Consider the following 24,992-nt stretch of genomic DNA (forward strand, 5'->3'; position numbering starts at 1 on the left):
TAGTGCGGCCGTCGCGATGGTGCCCCTGGCCGGGATCGAACCAGCACTCCTTGCGGAACTCGATTTTGAGTCGAGCGCGTCTACCAGTTCCGCCACAGGGGCCTGCGCGGCCGAAGGTTGGTTCCGGCCGCGAAGCGCGCGGACTATAGCGGTCCCGGAGTCGGGGTCAACCCGACCTTCAAGCGTCGCTGAAACACCGCGGTTTGATCAGCGCTCGTCTCGACAGCCGTTCGGCCCCGCGTTAGGACCCCGGCCGATGATGGAGACCGCCGTGAACGCTGATCTTCTCGATACTCGCGGGGCTACCGCCCGGCGCGCTGATTCGGCCCGGATCGCCGGGGGCGTTGCGTTGACCGTGGCGGTCGTGGCCGTGGCGGCGCTGGGCCTGGCCTGGTTCTCGCAGCTGGTGTTGGAGCTGGCCCCGTGCAAGCTCTGTCTCGAGCAGCGCTATGCCTATTATCTCGATATTCCGCTCGGTTTGCTGGTGGCTTTCTTGGCCTGGCGCCGGGCGCCTGTTTGGTTGCTCGCCGCCGGCTTGGCGGTGCTCGGCCTGATGGCGCTCGGCAACGCAGGCCTCGCCGCCTATCACGCCGGCGTCGAATGGCGCTTCTGGGCCGGCCCGTCCGACTGTTCGGGGCCGATCCTGGATCTCAGCAAGGCCGGCGGCCTGCTGGCGCAGCTCGACAAGGTCAAGGTGGTGCGCTGCGACGAGGTGCAGTGGCGCTTTCTCGGCCTGTCCTTCGCGGGCTACAACGTGCTGATGTCGCTGGCGCTGGCAGCCTTGTGCGGCTGGGGCCTGGCGCGACTGCGGCGGTGATCTTCAGTCGTCGAGATCGTCCGGGCTTTTGCCGAACAGGTGCACGATGCCGGGCGTGACGATCGACACATAGATGAAGCGCGACAAATGGTGAGCGCCGACGAACACCGGATCGATGTGCAGGGTCAGCGCCAGCGCCATCATGGCGTCCATTGCGCCTGGTGAAAACGCCACCACCAGGTCGTTGAGCCTCACCGGGGTGGTCAGCATGATGGCGACCACGAACACCGCCGAGATGGCGATCGCGACCGCGAACGATCCCAACGCCGCTCCGATATAGCTGAGGATGGTGCGCGGCTTGATGGCGCCGAACCGTGACCCGATCAGGGTTCCGATCCCGACCAGCGCCGCCAGATAGGCCCATTGCGGCAGGGTGCCCTCGACCCAGCCGGCGCCGTGCAGCACCGACGAGCCGAGCATGGCGCCGAACATCCAACTCGCGGGGAAATTCACCAGCCGCAGCAGCATCGAAACTCCGACCGCGACCGCGATCAGGATCGCCAAGACCTGCGGTGTCGCTTCGGGCCCCCGCGACGGCAGCGCGCCATGGCCGGCCATGCCGATCAGTGCCAGCAACATCGGCACCGCGCTGGTGAGGATGATCACACGCGTCACCTGGACGACGGCGATCCCCGGCACGTTGGCTTTGCGTTCGGTCGCCAGCATGATGATCTGCGACAGCGCGCCCGGGCTGCCCGCGAGTAGCGCCGAAGTGCGGTCCCAGCCATGGACGCGCTGCAGGTAGATGCTGCTGCCGAAGGTGGCGCAGAACGTCGCCACCGCGAGCAGGCCGATCGTCACCGGATAGGAGCTGAGATTGTGCACCATGGCGGGCGAGACGACCGAGCCGAGCGAGACGCCGAGCGCCATCAGCACGATGTGCGACAGCGGCGGCGGCAGCCCCATCTTGCGTCCGGCAAGACCGGCGGCGCCGACTGCGATCATCGCGCCGGTGATCAATCCGCCGGGGAGTTGTGCCCAATAGAACAAGGCGCCGCCGGCACAGCCGATCGCGACGGTCTCGACCACTTGGAAGGTCTTGGAACGCCACGACGTGGCGGCGAGCGCTGGATTTTGAGGCACGCGACCTTATTGCAAATCATTATACCGTCGGCAATTGCGTCCGGCGCGCATCGCCATGCCGGCCGCGATGGCGCTCGTCGCCGATGGCCGCTGGTAATCGGATCGCAATTGTCAGTTGCATGCCGCGGGATAGAATATCAGCGGGTGGCATTCCAAGGAGACGGGACAATGAGAGTTCGAAGGTACGAGACCGGGGCGGCGCTACTGATTGCGGCGGGGCTTACGTTGTGGTCCGCCGGCACGCCTGCGCAGGCGCTGACCGCGCAGGAGTGCAGCGCGAAGTATCAGGCGGCCAAGGCCGACGGCAGCCTGAATGGGCAGGGGTGGAACGATTTCCGCAAGGAGCATTGCGCAGCCGCAGCCGCAGCCGCAGCCGCGAGCGGCGACAGCAAGGCGGCCGAGGCCAAGCCCGCGGAGTCGAAGTCCGACCCGAAGCCGGCGGCTACCACGTCCGAGGCGAAGTCCGACGCCAAGCCCGAGAAGAAGTCCAAAGCGAACAGCGCCGCTGCGCCGGCGGTGCCGCAGGGGCCCGCGGTCTATCCGACTGCGGTCGATCCCAAGTTCGCTCAGGAAAAGCCGTCGCTCGCGCGGCTGCACACCTGTGCGCAGCAATGGAAAGCCAACAAGGCCGCCAACACCACCGGCAGCCTGCGCTGGATTCAAAAAGGCGGCGGCTATTGGAGCGAGTGCAACAAGCGGCTGAAGGGCTGACTTCGGCTGCGGACCGGGTGAAGCTGATTTGCGGCTGGCGTATACCGGATGCCACGGCGCCGGGACCGGCCGCATAGCAGCCGTTCCGGCTCCCGCAATTGACAGGTTCCGGCGAAGCCCGCATCGGTGCGCGCGGATTTTCCGCGTGAGGGAACCTGATGATCGCCAGTCTCGGCCTGATTCTGCTGTGCCAGCTCGCCGGCGAAGTGATCGCTCGCGGGCTGGGCTTGCCGTTGCCGAGTCCAGTGCTCGGCTTGATGTTGCTGTTCTGCCTGTTGGTGGCGCGCGATTACATCAAGCCTCTGGCACGCGGACCACTCGCTGACGGAGGCGTCGAAGACGCCTCCAAAGGCATGCTGGCGCATCTGTCGCTGCTGTTTGTGCCCGCGGGCGTGGGCGTGATCCAACAGCTCGACATGATCGCCGCCCACGGCGTCGCGATCATGCTGGTGTTGGCCGGCTCGGTGCTGATCACCCTGGTGGTGACGGTGGTGACGTTCGTGGTGGTGGCGCGGCTGTTGTCGCTGTGGGTGCCGCGATGAGCGCCAATCCGTTCTCGCTGTGGGTGTACCTGTCGCAGACGCCGCTACTGTGGCTGACGGTGACGTTGCTGGTGTATGCGGCGACCGACGCGGTGTCGCAGGCGACCGGGCGCAATCCGCTCGTCAATCCGGTGTTGCACGCGATGTGGATCATCGGCGTGTTCCTGTGGGCGACCGGCACCTCCTACACCACCTATTTCAGCGGCGCGCAGTTCGTGCACTTTCTGCTCGGCCCGGCCACCGTGGCGCTAGCGGTGCCGCTCTATGAAAACCGCAAGCTGGTGCTGGCCGCGATCCTGCCGATGGCTCTGGCACTGGTGGTCGGCTGCGTCACCGCGATCGTTTCGGTGGTGTGGCTGGCGCAGCTTGCCGGGCTGCCGGAGACGGTGGTGCTGTCGCTGGCGCCGAAATCGGTCACGGCCGGCGTCGCAATGGGTATCAGCGAGTCCTTGCACGCCGATCCGTCGCTCACTGCGGTGGCGGTGATCCTCACCGGCATCCTCGGCGCGATCGTGGTCTCGCCGCTGATGAACCGGCTGGGAATTCGCGACTACCGGGCGCGCGGCTTCGCGGTGGGGCTCGCCTCGCACGGCATCGGCACCGCGCGGGCATTTCAGGTCGACGCCATCGCGGGCGTGTTCGCCGGCATCGCGATGAGTTTGAATGCGCTGATCACCGCTCTGCTGGTGCCGGTCCTGGTGACTCTGTTGGTACGCTGAAGTTCGCGTCGCCGCAGTGTGATTTGCCGCCGCCGCAACCGCCGCGTTACGCTTGCGAGCACCATCATCAGCCGAGGATGTCGCGAATGTCCGATTCTTCTGTGCTGCCCGTCTCGCACGCCGCCGCCCCGTTGTGCTGGTCGATGCCGCGTCCGGTACTGGTGATCGCGGCAGCGCTGGTCGCGGCTGTCGCGGCGGTGCTGGCCTCGCCCGATGCGGCCACGGCTGGGCTGGCCCAGCGTGATGCCGAGCTGGTGTTGTTGTTGCGCTTCATGGCCGGCGTGAAGGCGCTGCTGGCGTTTGCCGCGCTCGGCGCCGTGGCCTGGCGGCTGGGATATCCTGCGTCGCCTTTGCTGAGTGCAGCCTACGTGCTGGCGCCTGCCCTGATGGTGGCGGCACCGGTGCTGATCTGGCAGATCGCGCCGACGGCTCTCGGCGCCGGCCTGTTTCACAGTGGTTTGGTGCTATTTTTGCTGGCTCTATTCGCCGATCGTGGCCGGGCATCGGAATTGGCCCGGCAGACTCTACTGGCGCGGCGCGCGATCTGAACGTTACGCCGCCGGCACCTTCAGCCAATCGAGCAGCGCGGTGTTGGCCTCGCGCGGATAGCTGTGACTGAGGTCGGCGATTTCGCGGTAGCTGACGTCGGCACCGGCGGCGACGAGCGCCTCGTGCGCCTGTCGGGCCACTTCCACCGGAAACATCCAATCGTGCCGGCCGTGCACGATCTGGATCGGCAGCCCGCTCAGCCGCGCGGAATCCGCTAGCCCGGCGAGCAGCGGATGAAAGCTCGCGGCGATCGGCGCCAGATGGGTGAAGGGCGAGTCGCTGGTCAGGCCCGAGACGTAGCAGAAGGTGCCGCCGTCGCTGAGGCCGGTGAGCAGAAGCCGCGACGAATCGATCCGCCAATGCCCCCGCACCTCGTCGAGGATGCGGGCCAGATTGGGCGAGTCGACATCATCGCCCCTCAGCGCCCAAGTTCGCCCCCTCGCAGTCGGCGCCACCACGATTGCGCCGCGGCTGCGGGCGTCGCGCAGCCAGCTCCAGAGAAACATCCGGCCGTGGCCGCTGCCGCCGTGCAGCGCCATCACCAGCGGCCATTCCCGCGCGGGGTCGTAATATTCCGGCACATAAAGCGAATAACCGCCGCGGCTGCCGACCTCGTTGAGCCGGTGAAACACGCCGCTGTCCGGATGCTTGGATTGTGTCAGCCGCGCCAGAAGCGCCTCGTCCTGCTGGCTGGCCGGCTCGAGGAAGAAGCTGGACACCGGCGGCAGCGTTGCCGCCAGCGGATACAGCGCCTCCAAGGCCTGCGGCAGGTGCCGGAGCGCCCGGAATACGTCACCGAGGTCGCCCTGGCCGGCGTCGACTGCACGCAGGCCGGCAAAAGCGGCAAGCGCCTGCTCCCCAGCGCTCTGCAGCGGGATGCTGAGATGCGTGAACGTCTCCGGCCAGTTCGCAAGCCGCGGCAGCTCGGCGCGCAACGCGTCCTCGGGTGTGCCGGCGAGCTTCAGCAGGTCGCTGAATTCCGGCGGGTGCAGATAACGCGCGACGAAGCCGAGCGATTCGAGGGTCTGCAGCAGCGGCGGCAGCAGCGCCACGATATCGTCCACCACAGCTTCACTCATCGCGTCACCTCCCGATCGCCCACAGCGGTCGGCGACGAACGGCGCCGACGTGGCTGCAAGCGTCGAGAGTGTCGGTCGTCAGCGTCGATGCAACAACCGCAAATCGTCGGGGATCAAAAAGACGCCGCGCGACGGCTGTCGCGCGGCGCAGGTTGATCCCGCGAACGGCTTTGCTCAGGCCGCCCGCACGGTTTCGAGGAAGCGGGCGACCTCGTCTCGGAGGCGACTGCTGTCTTGCGACAGCGATTTGGCTGCCGACAGAACCTGCCCCGAAGCCATGCCCGTTTCGGTCGCGCCGCGCTGGACATCGGTGATGTTGGACGACACCTGCTGGGTTCCGTGCGCGGCCTGTTGGACGTTGCGCGAAATCTCCTGGGTGGCGGCGCCTTGCTCCTCGACCGCAGACGCGATGGTGGAGGCGATTTCGGACATCCGCCCGATGGTCAGGCCGATTTCCCTGATGGCCGACACCGACTGATCGGTAGCGGCTTGAATGCCGGTAATCTGCTGGCCGATCTCGCCGGTCGCCTTCGCTGTCTGCTCGGCGAGCGCTTTCACCTCGGCGGCGACCACCGCGAAACCGCGGCCGGCGTCGCCGGCGCGCGCTGCCTCGATGGTGGCGTTGAGCGCCAGCAGGTTGGTCTGCCCCGCGATGGTGTTGATCAGCTCGACAACGTCACCGATCCGGGCCGCGGCGGTCGACAGCATGCCGACGCTGTCGTTGGTCTTGCGCGCCTGATCGACCGCATCGGTGGCAATCCGTGCGGATTCTTGCACCTGGCGGCTGATCTCGGAGATCGAAGACGACATTTCCTCGGTCGCCGAAGCCACCGACTGCACGTTGGCAGAGGCTTGTTCGGATGCCGCCGCGACCGCGGTGGTCAGTTCCTCGGCGTGCCCGGCGGTCGCGGTCAGCGTTCCGGCGGATGCCTCGAGTTCGGTCGAAGCCGCCGACACCGTCTCGACGATCTGGCCGATTGCGGTTTCGAACTGCCGGGTTGCGGAATCGACACGCTGGCCGCGCGCGATCTTGGCTTCGGCTTCGTGTGCGACGGCCTCGTCGGCGGCCTTTTTGGCGATCAGCGCCTCCTTGAAGATTTGCAGCGAATCCGCCATCGCGCCGATCTCGGTGCGCACGCCGCGATAGGGCACGTCGGCCGAGAGATCGCCTTGGCCCAGGGCCTGCATCGGCTTGATGATCGAACCGATGCCGGATGTGATGTCGCGGATCACCATCACGCTGGAGATGACGCCGACTGCGATTGCCAGGCCGAGGATCGTCAGAACGATGAAGAACGCCGAACCATAGGTCGCAGAAGCTGCGGCGCTGGCATCGTCGGCGCCCTTGTTGTTCAGATCGATGTCTTTCTGGAAAATAGCGTCCATTCGCGCGCCGAGCGGCATCAGCGTCTTGCTCAGCAGGCTCATGCCCTCGACCGAAATCTGCCCGTTGTTGGCCTTGCGCGACAGCTCCAGCAGCTTCGGTACAACGGCCCGGTATTGATTCCAGGCCTCGAGCCAGGCCTCGTAAATCTGCCGCTCCTCGGGTGATGAGATCAGCCCCTCGTAGCGCTTCTGTGCGCTCTTGATCCGGTTTTCGGTCGCCTCGATCTGTTTTTCGATCGCAGCCATCGTGGCGTCGTCGGTCTCCAGGAGATGGTCCCGCAGCTTTATCCGGTATTCGAGGGCTTCTGCGCGCATCTGGCCCAGCAGCGTCACCGTCGGCAGCCAGTTGGTGGTGATATCCACCGTATTGGCGTTCATCGAATTCAGCTTGACCAGACTGAGCCCGCCGAGTCCGGACAGAGCGATCAGCAACGTCGCTACCAGCGACGTAATTTTGGTCCGGATCGAGAACCTTGAAAGCATGGTCTGATTTCCAGTTGCCCGGCGGGCTGGTGATTGTTGATGCCCGCACGCGGGAGGATGCCGGCCGCGTGCGCTTGTCCTCGGACGAAGCGTCAGTCCGACGTCGTCGCGTGTAAAAAAGCTTTGGATCGCTCTGCTTGTCGCAACGTTAATTCAGCACTCCGTACCAATACGGGGCGTGAATTCGGCGGAGGTTTTCGCCACCGAACCGTCCCTGGGGAAGGTCATGTCAGAGCAGGCCGCGAATGTGCCAAGCTGGCTCCGCCGGCGCGCGTGGATCTGGGCCGGAGCCGCAGATCGCAAGACCAAGTACTTTTACTGGCCGCGCCAGTTGTGTAAGTCAGCCGGAGCCAAAGGCAGTGTCGACCGTTATGCTAAACGACGTCGTGAAGGGAATGCGGTGAATGCGTGCCTCGGAGAACAGCTTCTTCATTCTGCTGCTGATCGGGGCGACCGTCCTGTTCTGCTGGATCCTGTGGCCGCTGTACGGTGCGGTGCTGTGGGGCGTTGTGATCGCGATTCTGTTCGCGCCGTTGAACCGTGGCCTCAATCGCTCGTTCGGCTTCCGGCGTAATCTCGCGGCGCTGACGTCGGTCGCGATCATCGTGCTGATGGTGCTGCTGCCGCTGTCGCTCATCGGCGCGGCGTTGGCGCGGGAAGCGGCGGCGACATACGCGAAGATCGAATCCGGCAATCTCGATCTGCTCAACAAGATGCGCGAATTGATGGCGGCGCGGCCGGACTGGGTCGGCGATTTGCTCAGCCGGTTCGGCGTCGGCAATCTGTCAGATCTGCAGGAGAGGCTGTCGGCGGTGCTGCTGCGCGGCAGTCAGTATCTGGCGGGGCAGGCGCTCGACATCGGCCAGAGCACCTTCGACTTCACGGTCAATCTGTTCGTCATGGTGTATCTGTTGTTCTTTCTGCTGCGCGACGGCGATCTCCTGGCAGGACGCATTCGCCGCGCGATGCCGCTCGGCGTCGACCACCAGACGAGGTTGCTCGACAAATTCACCGTCGTGATCCGCGCAACCGTCAAGGGCAACATGCTGATCGCCCTGATCCAGGGCGCGCTCGGCGGGCTCGCCTTCTATGTGCTCGGCATCAGCGGTGCGCTGATGTGGGCGGTGGTGATGGCGTTTCTATCCCTCCTGCCGGCCGTCGGCGCCGGCATCGTCTGGCTGCCGATGGCGCTGTATCTGATCGCCACCGGTTCGCTCTTGCACGGCGTCGGGCTGATCGTGTGGGGGACGCTGGTGATCGGCATGGTCGACAACTTCCTGCGTCCGATCCTGGTCGGCAAGGATACGCGGATGCCGGATTATGTCGTGCTGATTTCCACGCTCGGCGGCATCGAAGTGTTCGGGCTGAACGGCTTTGTGATCGGTCCGGTGATCGCCGCGATGTTCATCGCCACTTGGGATATCTACTCCTCGGCGCGTCAGGAAATCGGCAACCCGGCTCCCAGCATCGGTTCGGCAGGGGGCAAGTCGGCGCCTGCTATTCCAGCCCCGACCGATCGGGCTACGCCACCTGCGGCTTGACGATCGAATCGCGGTGGCGGCGGACCGGCGAAGCCGTCCTGAATTCGTGCCGAGCTGTGATCGACCTCGGCGATGTCAACGGCGCTGCGGGCGATCGGTTGTCCGGGGCTCCTTCCCCGCCAAGGTCTGGACCAGCGCGACGAACTGGCGTGCGAGTGCGTTGGCGGCGCCGGTGGTCAGCGCGTGGACGTCCGCCCGGATCGGCGGACCGGCGATCGGCCGATACACCACATCCTGATGCGCCAGCTTGCTGACGAATTCCGGGATGATGGCGATGCCGAGGCCCGCCGCGACCAGACTCGTCAGCGACGCCGACTCGATCGCCTGATGGGTCACGCGCGGCGCGTAGCCCGCCTCGAAGCAGCACTGCCACAGATATTTCGCGAACAGCGAGTCCTGGAGGCGCAGGAACACGAAGCTCTCGTTCCTGAGGTCGGCGAGCGTGACCTTCTTCGACGATAATGCATGGCCTTTCGGGAGGACGAGCCGCACCGACTCCCGCCATGCCAGTTCGCTCGAAATATCGACGTCCTGCGGCGGGGTGCGCAGGAAGCTGACGTCGGTCTGCCCGGATTTCAGCGCCGCAATCTGCCGGTCCGGCGACATCTCATGGATTCGGAGGTCGACGTCCGGGCAGCTCAGGGAGAACTGCTGGATCGCTCGTCCCAGCGGGCCGGTGAGCACCGATCCCGTCAGTCCGACATTGAGGATGCCCGCCGTGCCGGCGCCGATCGAGCGGGCGCGCTGAACGGCGGTCTCGGCGCGGTCCAGAATCGCGAGTGCCTGCTTCAGGAAGTCTTCGCCGGCGCGTGTCAGCGCGACGCGGCGGGTGGTCCGCTCGAACAGCGCGGTGCCGATTTCGGCTTCCAGATCCTTGATCTGCTGACTGAGCGGTGGTTGCGCGACACCGAGGCTGTCCGCGGCGGCGGTGAAATTCAGGTGGCGCGCCACGGCGACGAAATAGCGGAGATGGCGGATTTCCATCGGCCAATGATATGCAGATCGTCTCAATAAAGACAGACGAAATATTTGACGTCTAGAAACTCAGCAGTGATTGTTTCGCAGGCTCCAGATCCGGGAACATTCCGATGAAGCGGTTTTTCGCGTCGCTGTTTGGGCAGGTGGTCGCCGCCCTCGTGCTTGGTGTCGTTGTCGGTGCGCTGTGGCCTGAAGTCGGGGTCGCGTTGAAGCCGCTCGGCGACCTGTTCATCAAACTGATCAAGTTCGCGATCGCGCCGCTGGTGTTCGGCGTCGTCGTCCACGGCATCGTCGGCGCCGGCGACCTGAAGAAGGTCGGGCGGGTCGGGCTGAAATCGCTGATCTACTTCGAGGCGGTGACGACGGTGGCGCTCGCGCTCGGCATCGTGCTGGCCTACGTGTTCCAGCCCGGTGCCGGCATGAACGTCAACACCGCGACGCTGGATGCATCGCTGCTCGCCGGCTACAGCAGCCACGTCAAGGAAGTCACCGGCTTCACCGACTTCCTGATGCGCCTGGTGCCGACCACCTTCGTCGACGCGTTCGCCAAAGGCGACGTACTCCAGGTGCTGATCATCGCGATCCTGTTCGGCGCCGGGCTGTCGCTGCTCGGCGACCGCGGCAAGCCGCTGGCCGACAGCATCGAGCGGATCACCGAAGTGCTGTTCAAGATCATCGGCATCATCGTCCGGCTGGCGCCGCTCGGCGTGCTCGGCGCGGTGGCGTTCACGGTCGCCAAATACGGCATCGGCTCGCTCAAGCAGCTCGGCATGCTGGTCGGCCTGTTCTATGCCGGTGTCGCGCTGTTCGTGTTCGTGATCCTCGGCGCCATCATGCGGCTGGCGGGCTTCAGCCTGATAAAGCTGCTGGCCTATTTGCGCGAAGAACTGACGGTGGTGGCCGGTACGGCGTCGTCGGACAGCGTGCTGCCGCAGGTGATGCGCAAGCTGGAGCGGCTCGGCATCAAGGACTCGACCGTCGGTTTGGTGATTCCGACCGGCTACTCGTTCAACCTCGATGCGTTCTCGCTGTATCTGACGCTGGCGACGGTGTTCATCGCCCAGGCCACCAACACGCCGCTGTCGTTCGGCCATCTGCTGGTGATCCTCGGCATCGCGCTGCTCACCTCCAAGGGCGCTCACGGCGTCCCCGGCTCGGCGATCGTGGTGCTGGCCGCAACGCTGTCGGCGGTGCCGGACATTCCGCTGATCGGCCTGGTGCTGGTGCTGTCGGTCGACTGGTTCGTCGGCATCGCCCGCGCGCTCGGCAATCTGGTCGGCAATTGCGTGGCTACCGTGGTGATCGCCGCATGGGAGGGCGACATCGACCGGGCCCAGGCGAAGCGCGTGCTGAACGGCGAGGTCACCACCGACACCGCGGCGATTCTGGATGCGCCGGTCGCGGAAGCCTCCGCCTGATCGCGGGGCTTGCTAATAAGAAACAATGGGAGAGGCCCGATGAACGCCCCGAACTACAACCCGGCCTGCGGCGGCCTGCCGCCTCAGACCGCGCTCCACACCGGCCGCGCGGTGTTCACCGAGGCCTATGCGGTGATCCCGCACGGCGTGATGAGCGACATCGTCACCAGCCTGCTGCCGGGCTGGACCGATACCCGCGTCTGGATTCTGGCGCGGCCGCTGTCCGGTTTCGCCGAGACCTTCGCGCAATACTTGGTGGAGGTCGCACCCGGCGGCGGCAGCGATGATCCGGAGCCTGATCCTCAAGGCGAAGGCGTCGTCTTCGTGGTCAGCGGCACGCCGAGCCTCGACCTCGGCGGCAAGTCCCATGCGCTGCGCCCCGGCAGCTACGCCTATCTGCCGCCCGGCTGCGGCTGGCGGCTGCGCAACGCTGGCAGTGAGGCGGCGCGCTTCCACTGGATTCGCAAGGCCTACGAACCCGTGCCGGGTCTCGATGCGCCGGATGCCTTCGTCACCCATGAGTCAGAGATCGAGCCGGCCGGCATGACCGGCACCGGCGGCTCCTGGGCGACGACGCGGTTCGTTTCCCCGGAGGATCTGCGCCACGACATGCACGTCAACATCGTCACGCTGCAGGCCGGCGCCTCGATTCCGTTCGAGGAGACCCATGTGATGGAGCACGGGCTGTTCGTGCTCGAAGGTAAGGCGGTGTATCGGCTCAACCGCGACTGGGTGGAGGTCGAGGCCGGCGATTTCATGTGGCTGCGCGCGTTCTGTCCGCAGGCCTGCTACGCCGGCGGTCCCGGCCGCTTCCGCTATCTGCTGTACAAGGACGTCAACCGCCATCCGGCGCTCGGCCGCCGCGGGCTCGGACGATGAGCGATATCGCGCGAAAGATCGTCGCGCAGCCGCTGACGGCGGCAGCGTTCGCGCCGTTCGGCCAGGTGATCGATACGGCGCAGGCCTCTTCGCGGCCGATGAATGCCGGCATGGCAAGGCGCTTCCACGATCTCGCCGAGATCGAGGTGATCGGCGACGGCGCGCGCGTGGTGGTCGGCCTGGTGGAGGCGCAGCCTTACGCGATGCCGCTCTGGCTCAACCTGGTCGAGCGCCATCCGCTCGGCGCCCAGGCGTTCGTGCCGCTGAATGCCGCGCCGTTCCTGGTGGTGGTCTGCCCGGATGAAGCCGGCAAGCCCGGGGCGCCGCAGGCCTTCGTCACCGCCCCGCATCAGGGCATCTGCTACGCCCGCAACATTTGGCACGGCGTGCTGACGCCGTTCGGCGCCGCGCAGGATTTCGTGGTGATCGACCGCGGCGGGCCGGGGGCGAATCTCGAAGAGCACGTATTCGACGAACCGTGGATCGTGCATCTGCCGGCCGGCGGGTGACGTCGCGGCGCAGGAAACGAACTGTGCCCGGCGTCGCGTCGCTGCCGGCTACGGCCGCTCGAACGTGATGCTGTAGCCGAAGCCGTTGCCGCTGCAGCGCAGCTCGCGAAATCCCGCGGCCGCAACCCGCTCGCGCACGCGGCGGCGGGACACGTAGTGCGGATCGAACACGCTCTCGGCGACGAGCAGACGGCCGCCGGGGCGCAGCATGCGATGCACCGATGGAAAGATCTCGGTGCCGCTCGGAAACTCGCCGAGGGCCATCACCATCACGGCCGCATCCAGCGAGCCCGCCGCGACGGCCGCTTCCCGGACGTCGGCTCGGAGCAGGCGGATATTGCTCAGCGCTTCGGCCTCGGCCTTGGCGGCAACTTTCGTCAGCATGCCGTCCTGCACATCGAGCGCGGTCACCTGGCCGTTGGGGCCGACGGCCCGCGCCAGCGGAAGCGTCACCCGTCCGGGGCCGCAACCGATGTCGATCGCGTGGTCACCCGGCCGCAGCTGCAGTTGCGCCACGACCTGTTCGGACCGCGTGGCGCGTGCCAGCGGATTCTCCATCTCCACCAGCCAGGCGATCTCCGACGGGCACGGCAACACCGTCCGCCTGGACGCCATCCGCCAGCCCACCCAGAGGGCCGGCGGCAACAGTAGAAGAAGAAAACCCGACATCACCGATCCGCTCGCACGCGACTTCGAACGCAGCAGTGCAGCCTGCGGGAGGCGGTGTAAAGCGGGCAGGGAAGCTGCGCGGCAGGGTCGAGGCGAGACCTTCGGGCCGCAGGCGGACTACGGATCCAGCTCGGTGTCCCAGTACAAGTAATCGAGCCAGCTCTCGTGCAGATAGTTCGGCGGGAACAGTCGGCCGTTGCGGTGGAGCTGATGCACCGTCGGGGCGAACGCAGTCTGGCGCGGAAACATCTTGGCCTGCTCGGGCGTCAGATTGCCCTTGCGCAAGTTGCACGGCGAGCAGGCCGCGACGACGTTCTCCCAGGTGGTCTGGCCGCCTTTCGAGCGCGGGATGATGTGGTCGAAGGTGAGGTCTTCCGGCGCGCCGCAATATTGGCAGACGAACCGATCGCGCAGGAACACGTTGAACCGGGTGAAGGCCGGATGCGTGGTCGGCTTGACGAAGGATTTCAGCGACACCACGCTCGGAAGCTGGAAGTCGAGGTTGGGACTGTGGACCGCGCGGTCGTAATGGGCGACAATATTGACGCGATCGAGGAACACCGCCTTGACCGCGTCCTGCCACGACCAAAGCGATAACGGATAGTAGCTGAGCGGCCGGAAGTCCGCGTTGAGCACCAGCACCGGCCAACCGCCATGTGAGACATGCGCGTTCAAGAAACGCTCCTGACCCCCGTCGATCGACGCTGCGAAGCAGCATGCGAAGGCATACTACAGTCAGCGTGACGGCCTTGTGAAGGGCGATGCAGAAATGTCCCTCCCGCAGGGCGGGATTTCAGCCCAAGCCGGAGCGTCTAAGCAGCACGCGTATTCCAGAAACCCGTCGCTTTAGAGGTGTTTGTTCCATTTTTACCAGCCGCGTTGACGGGGCCGCGGCGGGCTAGCAGATTGCCCAGTGACAGTTCCCGTAAATCCGCCAACCTGAGTGAGGAGGCGTCATGTCCAGCGCAGCAACCGCATCGATCAAAGCCGTCGCAGAAGCACCCGCCCATCGTCCCGGCCGCGGCCGGGTGTACGAGTCGATCGCCGATGCTTACGGCGATACGCCGCTGGTACGTCTGAACCGGCTGCCGCAGCAGCACGGCGTCAACGCGACGATCTACGCCAAGCTCGAGTACTTCAATCCGGCGAGCAGCGTGAAAGATCGTATCGGCGCGGCGATGATTGCGGCGCTGGAGCAGGAAGGGATCATCAAGCCCGACACCGTGCTGATCGAGCCGACCTCCGGTAACACCGGTATTGCGCTGGCCTTCGTGGCCGCCGCCAAGGGCTACCGGCTGAAGCTGGTGATGCCGGAATCGATGTCGATCGAGCGCCGCAAGATGCTGGCGTTCCTCGGCGCCGAACTGGTGCTGACCGAAGCCGCCAAGGGCATGAAGGGCGCGGTCGCCAAGGCCGAAGAGCTGGTGGCGGCGACCCCGAATGCGGTGATGCCGCAGCAGTTCAAGAACCTCGCCAACCCGGCGGTGCATCGCCGCACCACCGCGGAAGAGATCTGGAACGACACTGACGGCGCGGTCGATATCTTCGTGGCCGGCGTCGGCACCGGCGGCACCGTCTCGGGCGTCGGCCAGGTGCTGAAGCCACGCAAGGCGTCGCTGAAGGTGGTGGCGGTCGAGCCGGAAGAAAGCCCGGTGCTGTCGGGCGGCGCGCCCGGCCCGCACAAGATACAGGGCATCGGCGCCGGCTTCGTGCCGGATATCCTCGATCGCTCGGTGATCGACGAAGTGGTCAAGATCCCCAGCGCCACCGCGATCGAAACCTCGCGCGCGCTGGCGCGGCACGAGGGTATCCCAGGCGGCATCTCGTCGGGCGCGGCGATCGCGGCCGCGATCGAACTCGGCAAGGGCCGGAAAACGCCGGCAAGACCATCGTGGCGATCGTGCCGTCGTTCTCGGAACGCTATTTGTCGACGGTGCTGTTCGAAGGCGTGTGATCGAAAGAGTGTAGATGCCGATGCCGGATGGCGGGGTATTCCCGCAATCCGGCGCAGCGCTGGCTTAAGTCACTACCAGATCGGCGCCGGTCAGCCGGCGGTAGGCATCGAGATAGCGCTTCGAGGTCGCCTCGACGATCTCGGCGGGCAGCGTCGGCGGCGGCGCTTCGCCATTCCAGCGCCCGCCACGGCGTTCGGCGTCGAGATAATCACGCAGCGGCTGCTTGTCGAATGACGGCTGCGACCGGCCCGGCGCGTAGGTATCGGCCGCCCAGAACCGCGAACTATCCGGCGTCATCACCTCGTCGATCAGGATGATGCGGCCGTCCTTGTCGCGGCCGAACTCGAACTTGGTGTCGGCGATGATGATGCCCTGCTCGCGGGCGACCTGTTCGCCCTGGGTGTAGATCGCGCGCGTCATGCTCTCGAGCGTGTAGGCGGCTTCGTCGCCGATGATCTCACGCATCCGCGCGATGGTGATGTTCTCGTCGTGGCCGGTCTCGGCCTTGGTGGCCGGCGAGAAGATCGGCGGATCCAGCCGCTCGCTTTCCTTCAGCCCTTCGGCCAGTTTCTCGCCCGCCAGCGTGCCGGAGGCGGCGTATTCCTTCCAGGCCGAGCCGGTGATGTAACCACGGATCACGCATTCGATCGGGAATACGGTGGTGCGCCGGCACAGCATGGTGCGGCCGGCCAGCGCCGCGCGATGGCCCTGCAGCGCCGGGACCGCGGCGATGATCTTGTCGATGTCGGCGCTGATCATGTGATGCGGCACCACGCCGCCGAGCTGGCCGAACCAGAATGCGCTCACCTGGGTCAGCACGGCGCCCTTCATCGGAATGGTCTCGCCCATCACCACGTCGAAGGCGCTGATCCGGTCGGTGGTGACGAGCAGCAGCCGGTCGTCGTCGACGGCATAGATGTCGCGCACCTTGCCGCGGCCGATCTTGGTCAGCGGCAGGTCGCTCGAGAGCATCGTGGTCATGGGCGGTGTTCCAGGCAGAGACGGCCGCCGGCGCGGCCGGCGGCGGGGATCGGTTCGGGCCCGCAGTCTATCATTCCGGCAGCGGAATGAACTCGCTCTCGTTCGGGACGGCGGCGAAACGGCCGGTTTTCCAGTCCTGTTTGGCCTGTTCGATCCGCTCTTTGCTGGACGAGACGAAATTCCACCAGATGTGGCGCGGCCCCTCCAGCGCATCGCCGCCGAGGAACATCATCCGCGTGTCCGTCTTTGCCCGGACAGTGATGCGGTCGCCGGGGCGGAAAATCAGCAGGGCCGGGCCGGCGTGGCGCTCGCCGGCGATCTCGACTTCGCCGTCGACCACGTAGACCGCGCGCTCCTCGTGGTCCGGATCGAGCGGCACCGCGGTGCCGGCCTTGGCGTTGACCTCGGCATAGAACCACGGCGACACCATCGTCACCGGCGAGGCCTTGCCGAATGCGGAGCCGGCGATCACCCGGGCGGTGAAGCCGGTGTCCTGCACCATCGGCAGCGTCGCCGCAGCAAAGTGCTGGAAGCTCGGCGCGATCTCTTCGGACGCCTGCGGCAGCGCGATCCAGCTCTGCAGGCCGAGCATCGACTGGCCGTCGCGCCGTTCGACGTCCGGCGTCCGTTCGGAATGCGCGATGCCGCGGCCGGCGGTCATCAGGTTCATCGCGCCGGGCGCGATCTCCTGGATGTTGCCCTCGCTGTCGCGGTGCATGATCTTGCCGTCGAACAGATAGGTGACGGTGGCCAGCCCGATATGCGGATGCGGCCGCACGTCCATGCCTTTGCCGGCGATGAACTGCACCGGCCCGAAATGATCGAAGAAGATGAACGGGCCGACCATCTGGCGCTTGCCGTGCGGCAGTGCGCGCCGGACCGCGAAGCCATCGCCGAGATCGCGCGTCCGCGGCACGATGATCAGCTCCAGCGCGTCACAGGTCGCAGGATCGCCGAGCGTCGGATCGTTGGTGGGCATCCAGCTCATGAGACGAACTCCTCGACGTTTGAGATCGTCATTGCGAGCGAAGCGAAGCAATCCATGAGCCTCGTGTACCAAGAGCTGGATTGCTTCGTCGCTGCGCTCCTCGCAATGACGGGGTGAAGCCTGTGCAAGACGCGGCAGGCATGCCGTCGTTCCTCACGCCGTCGGCGCGGCCTGCGGGGCGCTGGCAGTTTTTCCGTTGCTCTTGCGCGGCTCGCTCGTCACCGGCTTTGTCGGCACCAGCTTGCGCACCGCGGAGGAGGCGGCGATCTGGCCGCGTTCGAACAGTGCCTCGTGGTTGGATTCGATGTCGCCGAGCGCGTACAGGTAGTTGACCATCAGCCCGTGCGACTGTCGCATGCCGTTCGGCGAACGATCGCCGAGGAAGTTCAGCCGGTCGAGCCGCGCGCCGTTGCCAAGGTGGAAGCGCGCCACCGGATCGAGGGGACGGCCGTTCTTCGATTTGGCCTGCAGGAAGTAAGCGGCCGCGAGCTGCAGCACGATCGGCTTCAGCCGATCGGCCGTGTCGGCGTCGTCGAACCAGTTCGGCGTGTCCAGCGCCTCGAGCGCGGTGCGCGCCGAGGCGTCGAGCAGCGTCGAGTCCGGATTGTCGCGTTCGCGCTGGAGCCACTTGGCGAAACCCGGCACCGGCGACAGCGTCACGAAGGTCTGCACGTTCGGCAGCTCGCGCTTGATCTCCTCCACCACCTGCTTGATCAGAAAGTTGCCGAACGAAATGCCGGCGAGGCCCTGCTGGGTGTTGGAGATCGAATAGAACACCGCGGTGGTGGCGTCGCTGGCGGCGATCGGCTCGCGCTCGAGATCAAGCAGCGGCGCGATCGCGGCCGGGCTGTCCTTGGTCAGCGCGACCTCGACGAAGATCAGCGGTTCATCGACCAACCGGGGATGGAAGAAGCCGTAGCAACGGCGGTCGGGCGGAGCCAGCCGCGCGCGCAGATCGTCCCAGTCGTGGATGGTGTGGACCTGCTCGTAGCGGATGATCTTTTCGAGGATGTTGGCCGGTGTCGTCCAGTCGATCCGCTGCAGCACGAGGAATCCCCGATTGAACCACGAGGTGAACAGATGCACGAAATCGTCGTCGACGTGACGCAGTTGCGGATGCGCGGCGATGCGGGCCAGCACCGCTTCGCGCATCTTCACCAGCGCGGCGGTGCCGCCCGGCGCATGGTTGAGGCGGCGGATCAGCTCCTGCCGGCGCGGTTCGGCGGCGTGCATCAGTTCACCGGTGGCCTCCGACGTGGGGTCGGCGCGGAACGCCTCGATCGCGGCGTTGAGTTCGGCGAGGTCGGGTCCGAACTGTTCGGCGAGCGCATCGAGAAACACCAGCCTGTCGTCCTCGCCCGCAGCCTCGTAGCCGGCGAGCAGCGACGCCGCCAACGCCACGCCGGACGCTTCGCCGCGGCGGGATAGCAGCGTCTCGCCGAGCGCGATCAGTTCGTCGCCGGACATCGGCTGCGAGCTGGTCAGCCCGAACAGGCTGCGGCCTCGCTCAGTGAGGCTGTTGAACAGGCCGCCGAGAAACTCCGAAGCGCGGTCTGCAGTGGTGGCTATCGGCATCAGCTTCATCCCCAAGCGAACGAGAGCGTCGTCTTACGTCCAGAGTGCGGTACTTCAGAACCATAGACGTTCCGGTCAACGCCTTCCAGACGCATGAGCAGGCTGATGGTTTCGCCACGGCTTCGTGACTGCTGCCGGAGGCTTCGGATCGGTCGCCGCTAGTTTGCCAGAACTTCGGCGGTGACATCCTCGACATTGTGCAGCAGGCAGAGCAGCCGGCCGCCGGCGTCCCGCACGGGCGTGTTGATCGATTGCCAATAGCGCTCGACGAACACGCCATCGCCGTTACGGACATCGTAGCGCTGCACGGCGAGCGCGTGCGGCTGACCGGTTTCCACCACGGTGCGGAGCGAGTTGTAGATATTGCTCACGCCGTCGGCCGTATCGATCGCTGGGTTGTCGGGAAACACTTCGAACAGCGGCTTGCCGACGATGGCGTCGCGCACCGTCAACGTCGCGTGGGCGAAGGCGTCATTTGCATCGAGGATCGTCAGGCCAGGGCCGGCGTCGATCAGCATGTAGGGGCGGTTGGGCGCATCGAAGCTGGCACGAAACTGCGCCAGCACCACGGCGATGTCGCCGGTCGGCCTTCGGCACCCGAGCGGCGACAGATCGGCGCCGGAGATCTGCGAATTCAGCAGCGCCAGCTCGCGCTTGGCGGCCGACAGCAGACCGAGCAGCGTCCGGCGCAGCGTCTCGTCCTCGGCCGTCTCGAGCAGCTTTTGGAAGTGCGCAATGTTCTGTTCACAGACGAAGCGTTGCATCGACCGCTCTCCACTCTCCGGGAGTGTCGGCTTCCCTGCTACGCCAGATTGCAAGTATGTCAATACCGCAAAAAGTCCCTACCGCCCCAACGCCGTCGCCTCGCTCACCCGGGCGAATCGCTCCAGCGTCAGCACAGCATCGGCGAAGCGCTGTGCCCGGTCGTCGAGCACCGGGCGGGCGAGCTGCATGAACTTCTGCGTCATCGCCTGGTCGCTTGGGAACGAGTTGGGCTCGCCCGACGGATCGGTGTAGAGGCGCTCGTGCGTGCCGTCCTCGGTGGTGATCGAAACCCGGGCGCCGAACGGATGGGTTCTGCCTTCCAGCCGTTCGTCGCGCACGACGTCGAATTTGTCCGCAAGGGCATCGATCGCCGGGTCGCCGAGCCGTGTGTAGTCGTCCCAGCCGAAGCTGCCTTGCTCGAGCGCCAGTGCGCCGGTGAAGAACATCGAGAACTGGCCGCCGACGATCGAGCGCGGATGCCTTTTGGTTGGCGCGTCGCCGGTCAGGGTGATGCCGTTCTGATGCAGCCCGACCTCGACGCGCATGATCTGCTCAGGCGTCAGATTGTGCTCGCGGCGCATCGCGAGCAGGGCGTCGATCGCCGCATGTGTGTAGCGGCAGCTCGGATACGGCTTCACGCCGATCTTCATGGTCTCGTACACGCGGCCGAGATCCGCCACCGCCTTGTCGCGATGCGGGGTGTCGGTGTAGCCGACCAGGAGGCCGTGGATGCCCTCGACCGATTCGGCCGAGCCGACAAAGCCGTTCTTGGCCAGCGTCGCGGCAATCACGCCGTTCATGGCGGCGGCGCCGACCTGGTAGCGTTTGTTCCAGGCGCCGTTGACCAGAAACTGTAGCGAGCCGGCCGCCTGGCTGCCGGACACGCCGAACGCCGAGACGATCTGGTCCTGCGACAGGCCGAACAGTTTGGCGGCCGCCGCCGCGGCGCCGTAGGTGCCGGCGGTCGCGGTGGGGTGGAAGCCGCGTGCGTAGTGCGAGGTCGGATCGAGCGCGTTGCCGAGCCGGCAGCACACCTCATAGCCGGCCACGATCGCGGTCAGCACGTCTTTGCCCGAGGCACCGACCAGTTCACCGACCGCGAATGCGGCCGGCACCACCGGTGCAGAAGGATGCAGCGAGGAGTCGGCGTGGGTGTCGTCGAAATCCAGCGAGTGACCGAGTGCGCCGTTGAGCAGTGCGGCCACCGCCGGGGTCCAGCGCTTGTCGTCGCCGAACACGGTCGATTCGCCGGCCGCGTCGAGCGACAGTGCTTGCAGCATCTGCAGGATCGACGGCGTCGATTCGGCTTCCCGACGGGCGCGAATCGCGCTGCCGAGGAAGTCCAGAGTCAGCAGCTTGGCGCGCGCCAGAACGTCCTGGGGAATGTCGGAGAATTGCAGCGCGGCGACATAGCCGGCGAGCGTGGCGGTTTCGTTGGCCATTCGGGCTCCCTCTTTTGGGCGGCACGTTAGGCGGGCCGCGCACGCGGTTCAAGCCGCACTGCCGCAGGCCCCATCCGCATTCGACTGGATTTGCGCGGCCCGCGGCGCCGTGCTCTGTAACGCTGGTGATTCCGCGCCAGACGGTGCAACCGCAACGATTGCCGCCGCCGATGACAGCCTCCAGGACACGCTTGCTCTCGCAATGGAAACCGCGCCGGCCGCAATGGGGGCTGGCGCTTCGGATCACGCTGGCGGCGCTGCTTGCGCTCGGCTTCGCGCAAAGCCTGCATCTGCATCTGCCGCTGTGGGCGGTGCTCACCGCGATCATCGTGACCCAGACCAGCGTCGGACGGTCCTTGAAGGCGGCGGGAGATTATTTCGTCGGCACGATCGGGGGGGCGATCTACGGCGGGGCGATCACCATCTTCGTGCCGCATCACAGCGAGCTGGCATTGCTCGGCGCGCTGGCGCTGGCGGTCGCGCCGCTGGCGCTGCTCGCCGCGATCAAGCCCAGCCTCAACGTTGCCACCGTGACGGCGATCATCGTGCTGCTGGTTCCGACCATCACCAAGGTCGAGCCGCTGGCGTCGGCGATCGACCGGGTGCTCGAAGTCGCGGTCGGCGCCGCGGTCGGGCTCGCGGTCTCGTTCGTGGTGCTGCCGTCGCGTGCGCAGGGACTGGCGCTCGCCGCGGCCGCGCGCTCGCTCGACCTGATGGCCGACGCGCTCGGTGCGCTGCTGGCCGGGCTGACCAAGGGACTCGATAACGACGCGCTGCACCGGTTGCAGGACGGCATCGGCGCTTCGCTGGTGACGCTCGCGGAAATCGGCGCGGAAGCGCAGCGCGAGCGCAATACCGGGCTGTCACGCGGGCCCGACACAGCCCCACTGGTGCGCACGCTGCTGCGCCTGCGTCATGATCTGGTGATGGTCGGCCGCTCCGTCACCTCACCGCTTCCGCCGTCGCTGCAGGAGCGGCTCGGCGGCGCGATCGACGGTCTTCGTCTCGCAGCCACCGCACATCTGTCAGCCTGCGCCGAGGCGCTGCGTGGGCGCCACGCGCCGCCGCCGCTCGCGCCGATGGAACAGGCGCTGGCCGCCTACGTGGCCGAGGTCGCGGCGGTGCGGCGCGACGGTTTGATCCGCGCACTGCCCGGCGATCAGGCCGAACGCTTCTTTGCGCTCGGCTTTGCGATGGAACAGCTGCACCAGAATTTCCGCGATCTCGAAATGCGGGTCACCGAATGGGGCCTGCCCGGCAAACCGGCCGCGCCGATCGCGTAGCGGTCAGATTTTGTAAACCATCACGAAGACGGCCGCGACCAGCGGCACCGTGGCGGCAATTCCCCAGATCAGCCAGGTTTTGGCGTCGCGCCAGTATTGCGCGGGGATCTCGCCGCCCTGCGCGAAGCTGCGTGCGAGTCGAGCTTGCCGAATCTGCAGCGGGATCAGGATGCCGAGCCACATCACCCCGGAGATCACGAACAGGATCTGCCCGGCGACCAGCCAGAACGAATCGAACAGCGGCAGGTCTTTGACCAGCGCCGCGCCGTAGCCGCCGATGATGATCAGCGCGATGCCGGCGAGCGTGAAGATGAAGTCCGACACCGTGACGCCGCGCTGCGCGTGCGCCACGATCTTCGGATCGCGCGTCATGTCGGAAAACGCTTTCCAGAAGGCGGTGATGGTGACGTTGCCGACCAGCACGACCACGCCGACGACGTGGAGAAACTTGAACACATCATACATCGGGTCTGTTCCGCGCCTGTGCCGTCGTGACCAGCACTCCGCCGCGCCACTGCTCGATATTGAGCTTTGTGCTCACGGTTTCGGCGCGATTGTCAAATCGACCTTCGTCGCGGCGTTGTTGCATCGGTGCGTTGCGTGGCGGTTCGGCTCCGACGGAACGTCACCATGTTCGCCGGATTGGCGAGCCGGCCGGATGTGAACGCAGCTTTGTGAGTGCGCTCGGCACTTGGGGCTGAACGATTCTTCTGTAGCCTTTGCGATCGCGGTCCGGGCTGATCCGTGCTCCGGCCGCATATGTCGGGCCTGCATGGCAGGGGCCGACGGTCCCAGATCTACCATATTGCGATGCAGCAATTATATGCCGACCCAGGGCAGGGGCCCAAACTAGGAGCGACCGTGTCACTCAAAGATCAAATCGACTTTCTCGGGCAGCTCCGAAAAATGCAATCCGCCAGTGGTTTCGGGTGGGGAGGCGAAACGGCGAGCGACAGCCGCCTGACAGAGACCACCGCTTTCGGTCCCAATCCCGGCGGCCTGCGGATGTTCTCGTTCGTGCCGGAAGGGATCACGCAAAAGCTCCCCCTGGTGGTCGTGTTGCACGGTTGTACTCAGAATGCGGCCGGTTACGAGATCGGCGCCGGATGGTGCACGTTGGCGCAGCGCTATGGTTTCGCGTTGCTGCTGCCTGAGCAGACCCGCTCCAACAACCCCAATACCTGCTTCAACTGGTTCTCGCCGGAAGATATCCGGCGCGACAGCGGCGAGGTCGGCTCGATCCGCCAGATGGTCGAGCATATGACGCGCAGCCATAAGATCGACCGCGCGCGGATCTTTGCCACCGGCCTGTCGGCCGGCGGCGCCATGGCGACGGCGCTGCTCGCCACCTATCCGGACGTGTTCGCCGGCGGCGCTGTCATTGCCGGCCTGCCTTATGGCGTGGCGCTCAATGTGCGTCAGGCTCTCAAGGAAATGCGTCATGCCTCGGAACGCACCAGTTCTGAGCTTGGCGATCTGGTTCGCGGTGCGACGTCTCACAACGGACCGTGGCCGAAGCTGGCGGTGTGGCACGGCGATGCCGATCGCACCGTCGATCCGGGCAATGCCGATGCGTTAGTAAGGCAATGGCTGGATCTGCATCGACTACCCGATACGGCGGCAGTCCAGAATAAGGTCGACGGTTATCCGCACCGTGCCTGGCGGAATTCGAGCGGAGAAACGGTGGTGGAATCCTATTCCATCACCGGAATGGATCACGGCACGCCGCTCGGTACGGGCGCGGGCGAAGAGCGCTACGGCGTCGCCGGTGCCTATCTGCTCGATGTCGGGATTTCTTCCTCCTATCACATCGCCCAGTTCTTCGGTCTTACCGGCCGGGTTCACAAGTCACGATCGTCCGCCAAGACGGCCGCGCCGCGGCGGAGTGTCGATGCGTCTCACGATGCTGCCGGCGATCTCGAGCCTACCAGTCGCCGCAAGAAGCCGCAGATCAGCAGTGAGGGCGAATCTTCCGCGGGGGCTCATCACGGCAGGCGCGGCCTCGATGTCGGTGCTGTGATTACGCGCGCCCTGACGGCTGCAGGATTGATGAAGTAGCCATTCGGTTCCGCCACCAAGCTGCACTAATTGTCAGCACCGTTTGGTACATCTTGGTACGGAACCGATAGCTGAATTCCGCTTTGTTAGACCACCTTTCAACGAACGGGAGTCTGACAATGATCAATCGCCTTGCTGGAACCGCCATCGTCGTGCTTGCCCTCGCCGCGCCTGCCGTCGCCAATGCTCAAGGCGTTCCGGGTGGTATTGAGCGCGGTGCGCGCGATGGTGAGCGCGCTGCAGGTCCGGTCGGCGCGGTGGTCGGTGGCACGATCGGTGGCGTCGTCGGCGGCGTTGCCGGCATCCTCGGCGTCGACGACCGTCCGCAGTTCCGCCACTACGTCGTCGAACAGCGGCATCCGTCGTTCCGCTATCGCGACGAGGTTCGCGTCGGTGTCGTGCTGCCGGCCGACGGCGTGACTTATTACGAGGTGCCGGATCGCTTCGGCCGCGCCAGCGAATATCGCTATACCGTGGTGAACGATCGCACCGTGCTGGTCGATCCGCGCACCCACAAGGTGGTCGAGATCATTGAATAACGGCCCAGCCGGATCGATCGTGACACGATAAAATCGGGGCATC

24 protein-coding genes, 1 tRNA gene and 1 pseudogene are annotated in these 24,992 nt (G+C 66.0%); 13 read left to right on the forward strand and 13 right to left on the reverse strand.

The features are described from left to right. Nucleotides 1-17: 17 nt before the first annotated feature. A tRNA-Leu gene (locus DY468_RS07985) sits at nucleotides 18-102 on the reverse strand. 169 nt (nucleotides 103-271) lie between these two features. Between DY468_RS07985 and DY468_RS07990 the strand changes: the two genes are divergently transcribed. Further along, nucleotides 272-817: a disulfide bond formation protein B gene (locus DY468_RS07990; RefSeq protein WP_164604099.1), complete on the forward strand. Its 546-nt coding sequence runs from the start codon at nucleotides 272-274 to the stop codon at nucleotides 815-817. Between the two features lie 3 nt (nucleotides 818-820). Here the strand turns inward: DY468_RS07990 and DY468_RS07995 are convergent, their stop codons facing one another. Next, nucleotides 821-1,900 carry an AbrB family transcriptional regulator gene (locus DY468_RS07995; protein WP_164604021.1) on the reverse strand — a complete coding sequence of 360 codons (1,080 nt, stop codon included), beginning with the start codon at nucleotides 1,898-1,900 and terminating at the stop codon, nucleotides 821-823. Nucleotides 1,901-2,068: 168 nt separating this feature from the next. On the opposite strand from DY468_RS07995, the gene DY468_RS08000 reads away from it, so the two are divergent. From DY468_RS08000 to DY468_RS08015, 4 genes are all read left to right on the forward strand, one after another. Next, entirely contained in the window at nucleotides 2,069-2,611 is a 543-nt protein-coding gene (locus DY468_RS08000) for a prolipoprotein diacylglyceryl transferase (protein ID WP_164604023.1), read from the forward strand. Nucleotides 2,612-2,769: 158 nt separating this feature from the next. Further along, on the forward strand, nucleotides 2,770-3,153 hold the full coding sequence (locus DY468_RS08005; protein WP_164604025.1) for a CidA/LrgA family protein: 384 nt from the start codon (nucleotides 2,770-2,772) through the stop codon (nucleotides 3,151-3,153). Then, nucleotides 3,150-3,872: an LrgB family protein gene (locus DY468_RS08010; protein ID WP_164604027.1), complete on the forward strand. Its 723-nt coding sequence runs from the start codon at nucleotides 3,150-3,152 to the stop codon at nucleotides 3,870-3,872. Before DY468_RS08005 ends, DY468_RS08010 begins: the two co-directional genes overlap by 4 nt. A gap of 86 nt (nucleotides 3,873-3,958) precedes the next feature. Beyond that, nucleotides 3,959-4,420, forward strand: a complete 462-nt coding sequence (locus DY468_RS08015) for a hypothetical protein (RefSeq protein WP_164604029.1) — start codon at nucleotides 3,959-3,961, stop codon at nucleotides 4,418-4,420. 3 nt (nucleotides 4,421-4,423) lie between these two features. Here the strand turns inward: DY468_RS08015 and DY468_RS08020 are convergent, their stop codons facing one another. Both DY468_RS08020 and DY468_RS08025 read right to left on the reverse strand, forming a co-directional pair. After that, a complete protein-coding gene (locus tag DY468_RS08020) occupies nucleotides 4,424-5,500 on the reverse strand; it encodes a carboxylesterase family protein (RefSeq protein WP_164604031.1) in 1,077 nt (358 codons plus the stop codon). 174 nt (nucleotides 5,501-5,674) lie between these two features. Further along, nucleotides 5,675-7,369, reverse strand: a complete 1,695-nt coding sequence (locus DY468_RS08025; protein WP_164604033.1) for a methyl-accepting chemotaxis protein — start codon at nucleotides 7,367-7,369, stop codon at nucleotides 5,675-5,677. Between the two features lie 404 nt (nucleotides 7,370-7,773). On the opposite strand from DY468_RS08025, the gene DY468_RS08030 reads away from it, so the two are divergent. Continuing rightward, complete coding sequence (locus DY468_RS08030; RefSeq protein WP_164604035.1) at nucleotides 7,774-8,910, forward strand: AI-2E family transporter; 1,137 nt, start codon at nucleotides 7,774-7,776, stop codon at nucleotides 8,908-8,910. A gap of 75 nt (nucleotides 8,911-8,985) precedes the next feature. On the opposite strand, the gene DY468_RS08035 is transcribed toward DY468_RS08030, so the two are convergent. Continuing rightward, nucleotides 8,986-9,894 (reverse strand): LysR family transcriptional regulator, encoded by a 909-nt coding sequence (locus DY468_RS08035; protein ID WP_164604037.1) that lies wholly within the window; start codon nucleotides 9,892-9,894, stop codon nucleotides 8,986-8,988. Between the two features lie 104 nt (nucleotides 9,895-9,998). On the opposite strand from DY468_RS08035, the gene DY468_RS08040 reads away from it, so the two are divergent. The 3 genes from DY468_RS08040 to DY468_RS08050 are packed head-to-tail and all read left to right on the forward strand — an operon-like array spanning nucleotide 9,999 to nucleotide 12,694. Next, the gene (locus tag DY468_RS08040) at nucleotides 9,999-11,306 is read left to right on the forward strand and encodes a dicarboxylate/amino acid:cation symporter (RefSeq protein ID WP_164604040.1); all 1,308 of its coding nucleotides are present in this window, start codon (nucleotides 9,999-10,001) and stop codon (nucleotides 11,304-11,306) included. 39 nt (nucleotides 11,307-11,345) lie between these two features. After that, entirely contained in the window at nucleotides 11,346-12,185 is an 840-nt protein-coding gene (locus DY468_RS08045; RefSeq protein WP_164604042.1) for a bifunctional allantoicase/(S)-ureidoglycine aminohydrolase, read from the forward strand. Then, nucleotides 12,182-12,694: an ureidoglycolate lyase gene (locus DY468_RS08050; protein ID WP_164604043.1), complete on the forward strand. Its 513-nt coding sequence runs from the start codon at nucleotides 12,182-12,184 to the stop codon at nucleotides 12,692-12,694. Before DY468_RS08045 ends, DY468_RS08050 begins: the two co-directional genes overlap by 4 nt. A gap of 48 nt (nucleotides 12,695-12,742) precedes the next feature. Here DY468_RS08050 and DY468_RS08055 read toward each other — a convergent pair whose 3' ends face one another. Beyond that, nucleotides 12,743-13,363 carry a class I SAM-dependent methyltransferase gene (locus DY468_RS08055; RefSeq protein ID WP_164604045.1) on the reverse strand — a complete coding sequence of 207 codons (621 nt, stop codon included), beginning with the start codon at nucleotides 13,361-13,363 and terminating at the stop codon, nucleotides 12,743-12,745. Nucleotides 13,364-13,480: 117 nt separating this feature from the next. Next, nucleotides 13,481-14,038 (reverse strand): HNH endonuclease, encoded by a 558-nt coding sequence (locus tag DY468_RS08060; protein ID WP_164604047.1) that lies wholly within the window; start codon nucleotides 14,036-14,038, stop codon nucleotides 13,481-13,483. A gap of 281 nt (nucleotides 14,039-14,319) precedes the next feature. On the opposite strand from DY468_RS08060, the pseudogene cysK reads away from it, so the two are divergent. Continuing rightward, nucleotides 14,320-15,317, forward strand: a pseudogene (gene cysK, locus DY468_RS08065) (cysteine synthase A). Nucleotides 15,318-15,381: 64 nt separating this feature from the next. On the opposite strand, the gene DY468_RS08070 reads toward cysK, so the two are convergent. The 5 genes from DY468_RS08070 to DY468_RS08090 all read right to left on the reverse strand — a co-directional run bounded on the left by DY468_RS08070 (nucleotide 15,382) and on the right by DY468_RS08090 (nucleotide 21,069). Then, nucleotides 15,382-16,299 carry a phosphoribosylaminoimidazolesuccinocarboxamide synthase gene (locus DY468_RS08070; RefSeq protein WP_164604049.1) on the reverse strand — a complete coding sequence of 306 codons (918 nt, stop codon included), beginning with the start codon at nucleotides 16,297-16,299 and terminating at the stop codon, nucleotides 15,382-15,384. A 70-nt stretch (nucleotides 16,300-16,369) separates the two neighbouring features. Beyond that, on the reverse strand, nucleotides 16,370-17,287 hold the full coding sequence (locus DY468_RS08075) for a pirin family protein (RefSeq protein ID WP_164604051.1): 918 nt from the start codon (nucleotides 17,285-17,287) through the stop codon (nucleotides 16,370-16,372). 153 nt (nucleotides 17,288-17,440) lie between these two features. After that, entirely contained in the window at nucleotides 17,441-18,862 is a 1,422-nt protein-coding gene (locus tag DY468_RS08080; protein WP_164604052.1) for a malonyl-CoA decarboxylase, read from the reverse strand. A gap of 158 nt (nucleotides 18,863-19,020) precedes the next feature. Next, nucleotides 19,021-19,626: a PAS domain-containing protein gene (locus tag DY468_RS08085; protein ID WP_164604054.1), complete on the reverse strand. Its 606-nt coding sequence runs from the start codon at nucleotides 19,624-19,626 to the stop codon at nucleotides 19,021-19,023. A gap of 78 nt (nucleotides 19,627-19,704) precedes the next feature. Beyond that, entirely contained in the window at nucleotides 19,705-21,069 is a 1,365-nt protein-coding gene (locus DY468_RS08090) for an MmgE/PrpD family protein (protein WP_164604056.1), read from the reverse strand. A 170-nt stretch (nucleotides 21,070-21,239) separates the two neighbouring features. Here DY468_RS08090 and DY468_RS08095 point away from each other — a divergent pair, with 170 nt between their 5' ends. Then, nucleotides 21,240-22,352, forward strand: coding sequence for an FUSC family protein (locus DY468_RS08095; protein ID WP_164604058.1), 1,113 nt, complete (start codon nucleotides 21,240-21,242; stop codon nucleotides 22,350-22,352). A 3-nt stretch (nucleotides 22,353-22,355) separates the two neighbouring features. Here DY468_RS08095 and DY468_RS08100 read toward each other — a convergent pair whose 3' ends face one another. Continuing rightward, the gene (locus DY468_RS08100) at nucleotides 22,356-22,817 is read right to left on the reverse strand and encodes a DUF2269 family protein (protein ID WP_164604060.1); all 462 of its coding nucleotides are present in this window, start codon (nucleotides 22,815-22,817) and stop codon (nucleotides 22,356-22,358) included. A gap of 396 nt (nucleotides 22,818-23,213) precedes the next feature. Here DY468_RS08100 and DY468_RS08105 point away from each other — a divergent pair, with 396 nt between their 5' ends. Both DY468_RS08105 and DY468_RS08110 read left to right on the forward strand, forming a co-directional pair. Beyond that, entirely contained in the window at nucleotides 23,214-24,410 is a 1,197-nt protein-coding gene (locus tag DY468_RS08105; protein ID WP_164604101.1) for an extracellular catalytic domain type 1 short-chain-length polyhydroxyalkanoate depolymerase, read from the forward strand. Nucleotides 24,411-24,529: 119 nt separating this feature from the next. After that, entirely contained in the window at nucleotides 24,530-24,949 is a 420-nt protein-coding gene (locus tag DY468_RS08110; protein ID WP_164604062.1) for a DUF1236 domain-containing protein, read from the forward strand. Nucleotides 24,950-24,992: the final 43 nt, after the last annotated feature.

Source organism: Rhodopseudomonas sp. BR0M22 (genome assembly GCF_010907035.1).
GTDB lineage: Bacteria > Pseudomonadota > Alphaproteobacteria > Rhizobiales > Xanthobacteraceae > Rhodopseudomonas.

What these genes read in the sequence shown, in the direction of transcription:
- DY468_RS08000 (WP_164604023.1), top strand. Translation starts at nt 2,069, where the DNA reads ATGAGAGTTCGAAGGTACGAGACCGGGGCGGCGCTACTGATTGCGGCG.
- DY468_RS08005 (WP_164604025.1), top strand. Translation starts at nt 2,770, where the DNA reads ATGATCGCCAGTCTCGGCCTGATTCTGCTGTGCCAGCTCGCCGGCGAA.
- DY468_RS08010 (WP_164604027.1), top strand. Translation starts at nt 3,150, where the DNA reads ATGAGCGCCAATCCGTTCTCGCTGTGGGTGTACCTGTCGCAGACGCCG.
- DY468_RS08015 (WP_164604029.1), top strand. Translation starts at nt 3,959, where the DNA reads ATGTCCGATTCTTCTGTGCTGCCCGTCTCGCACGCCGCCGCCCCGTTG.
- DY468_RS08020 (WP_164604031.1), bottom strand. Translation starts at nt 5,500, where the DNA reads ATGAGTGAAGCTGTGGTGGACGATATCGTGGCGCTGCTGCCGCCGCTG.
- DY468_RS08025 (WP_164604033.1), bottom strand. Translation starts at nt 7,369, where the DNA reads ATGCTTTCAAGGTTCTCGATCCGGACCAAAATTACGTCGCTGGTAGCG.
- DY468_RS08030 (WP_164604035.1), top strand. Translation starts at nt 7,774, where the DNA reads ATGCGTGCCTCGGAGAACAGCTTCTTCATTCTGCTGCTGATCGGGGCG.
- DY468_RS08035 (WP_164604037.1), bottom strand. Translation starts at nt 9,894, where the DNA reads ATGGAAATCCGCCATCTCCGCTATTTCGTCGCCGTGGCGCGCCACCTG.
- DY468_RS08040 (WP_164604040.1), top strand. Translation starts at nt 9,999, where the DNA reads ATGAAGCGGTTTTTCGCGTCGCTGTTTGGGCAGGTGGTCGCCGCCCTC.
- DY468_RS08045 (WP_164604042.1), top strand. Translation starts at nt 11,346, where the DNA reads ATGAACGCCCCGAACTACAACCCGGCCTGCGGCGGCCTGCCGCCTCAG.
- DY468_RS08050 (WP_164604043.1), top strand. Translation starts at nt 12,182, where the DNA reads ATGAGCGATATCGCGCGAAAGATCGTCGCGCAGCCGCTGACGGCGGCA.
- DY468_RS08055 (WP_164604045.1), bottom strand. Translation starts at nt 13,363, where the DNA reads ATGTCGGGTTTTCTTCTTCTACTGTTGCCGCCGGCCCTCTGGGTGGGC.
- DY468_RS08070 (WP_164604049.1), bottom strand. Translation starts at nt 16,299, where the DNA reads ATGACCACGATGCTCTCGAGCGACCTGCCGCTGACCAAGATCGGCCGC.
- DY468_RS08075 (WP_164604051.1), bottom strand. Translation starts at nt 17,287, where the DNA reads ATGAGCTGGATGCCCACCAACGATCCGACGCTCGGCGATCCTGCGACC.
- DY468_RS08080 (WP_164604052.1), bottom strand. Translation starts at nt 18,862, where the DNA reads ATGCCGATAGCCACCACTGCAGACCGCGCTTCGGAGTTTCTCGGCGGC.
- DY468_RS08085 (WP_164604054.1), bottom strand. Translation starts at nt 19,626, where the DNA reads ATGCAACGCTTCGTCTGTGAACAGAACATTGCGCACTTCCAAAAGCTG.
- DY468_RS08090 (WP_164604056.1), bottom strand. Translation starts at nt 21,069, where the DNA reads ATGGCCAACGAAACCGCCACGCTCGCCGGCTATGTCGCCGCGCTGCAA.
- DY468_RS08095 (WP_164604058.1), top strand. Translation starts at nt 21,240, where the DNA reads ATGACAGCCTCCAGGACACGCTTGCTCTCGCAATGGAAACCGCGCCGG.
- DY468_RS08100 (WP_164604060.1), bottom strand. Translation starts at nt 22,817, where the DNA reads ATGTATGATGTGTTCAAGTTTCTCCACGTCGTCGGCGTGGTCGTGCTG.
- DY468_RS08110 (WP_164604062.1), top strand. Translation starts at nt 24,530, where the DNA reads ATGATCAATCGCCTTGCTGGAACCGCCATCGTCGTGCTTGCCCTCGCC.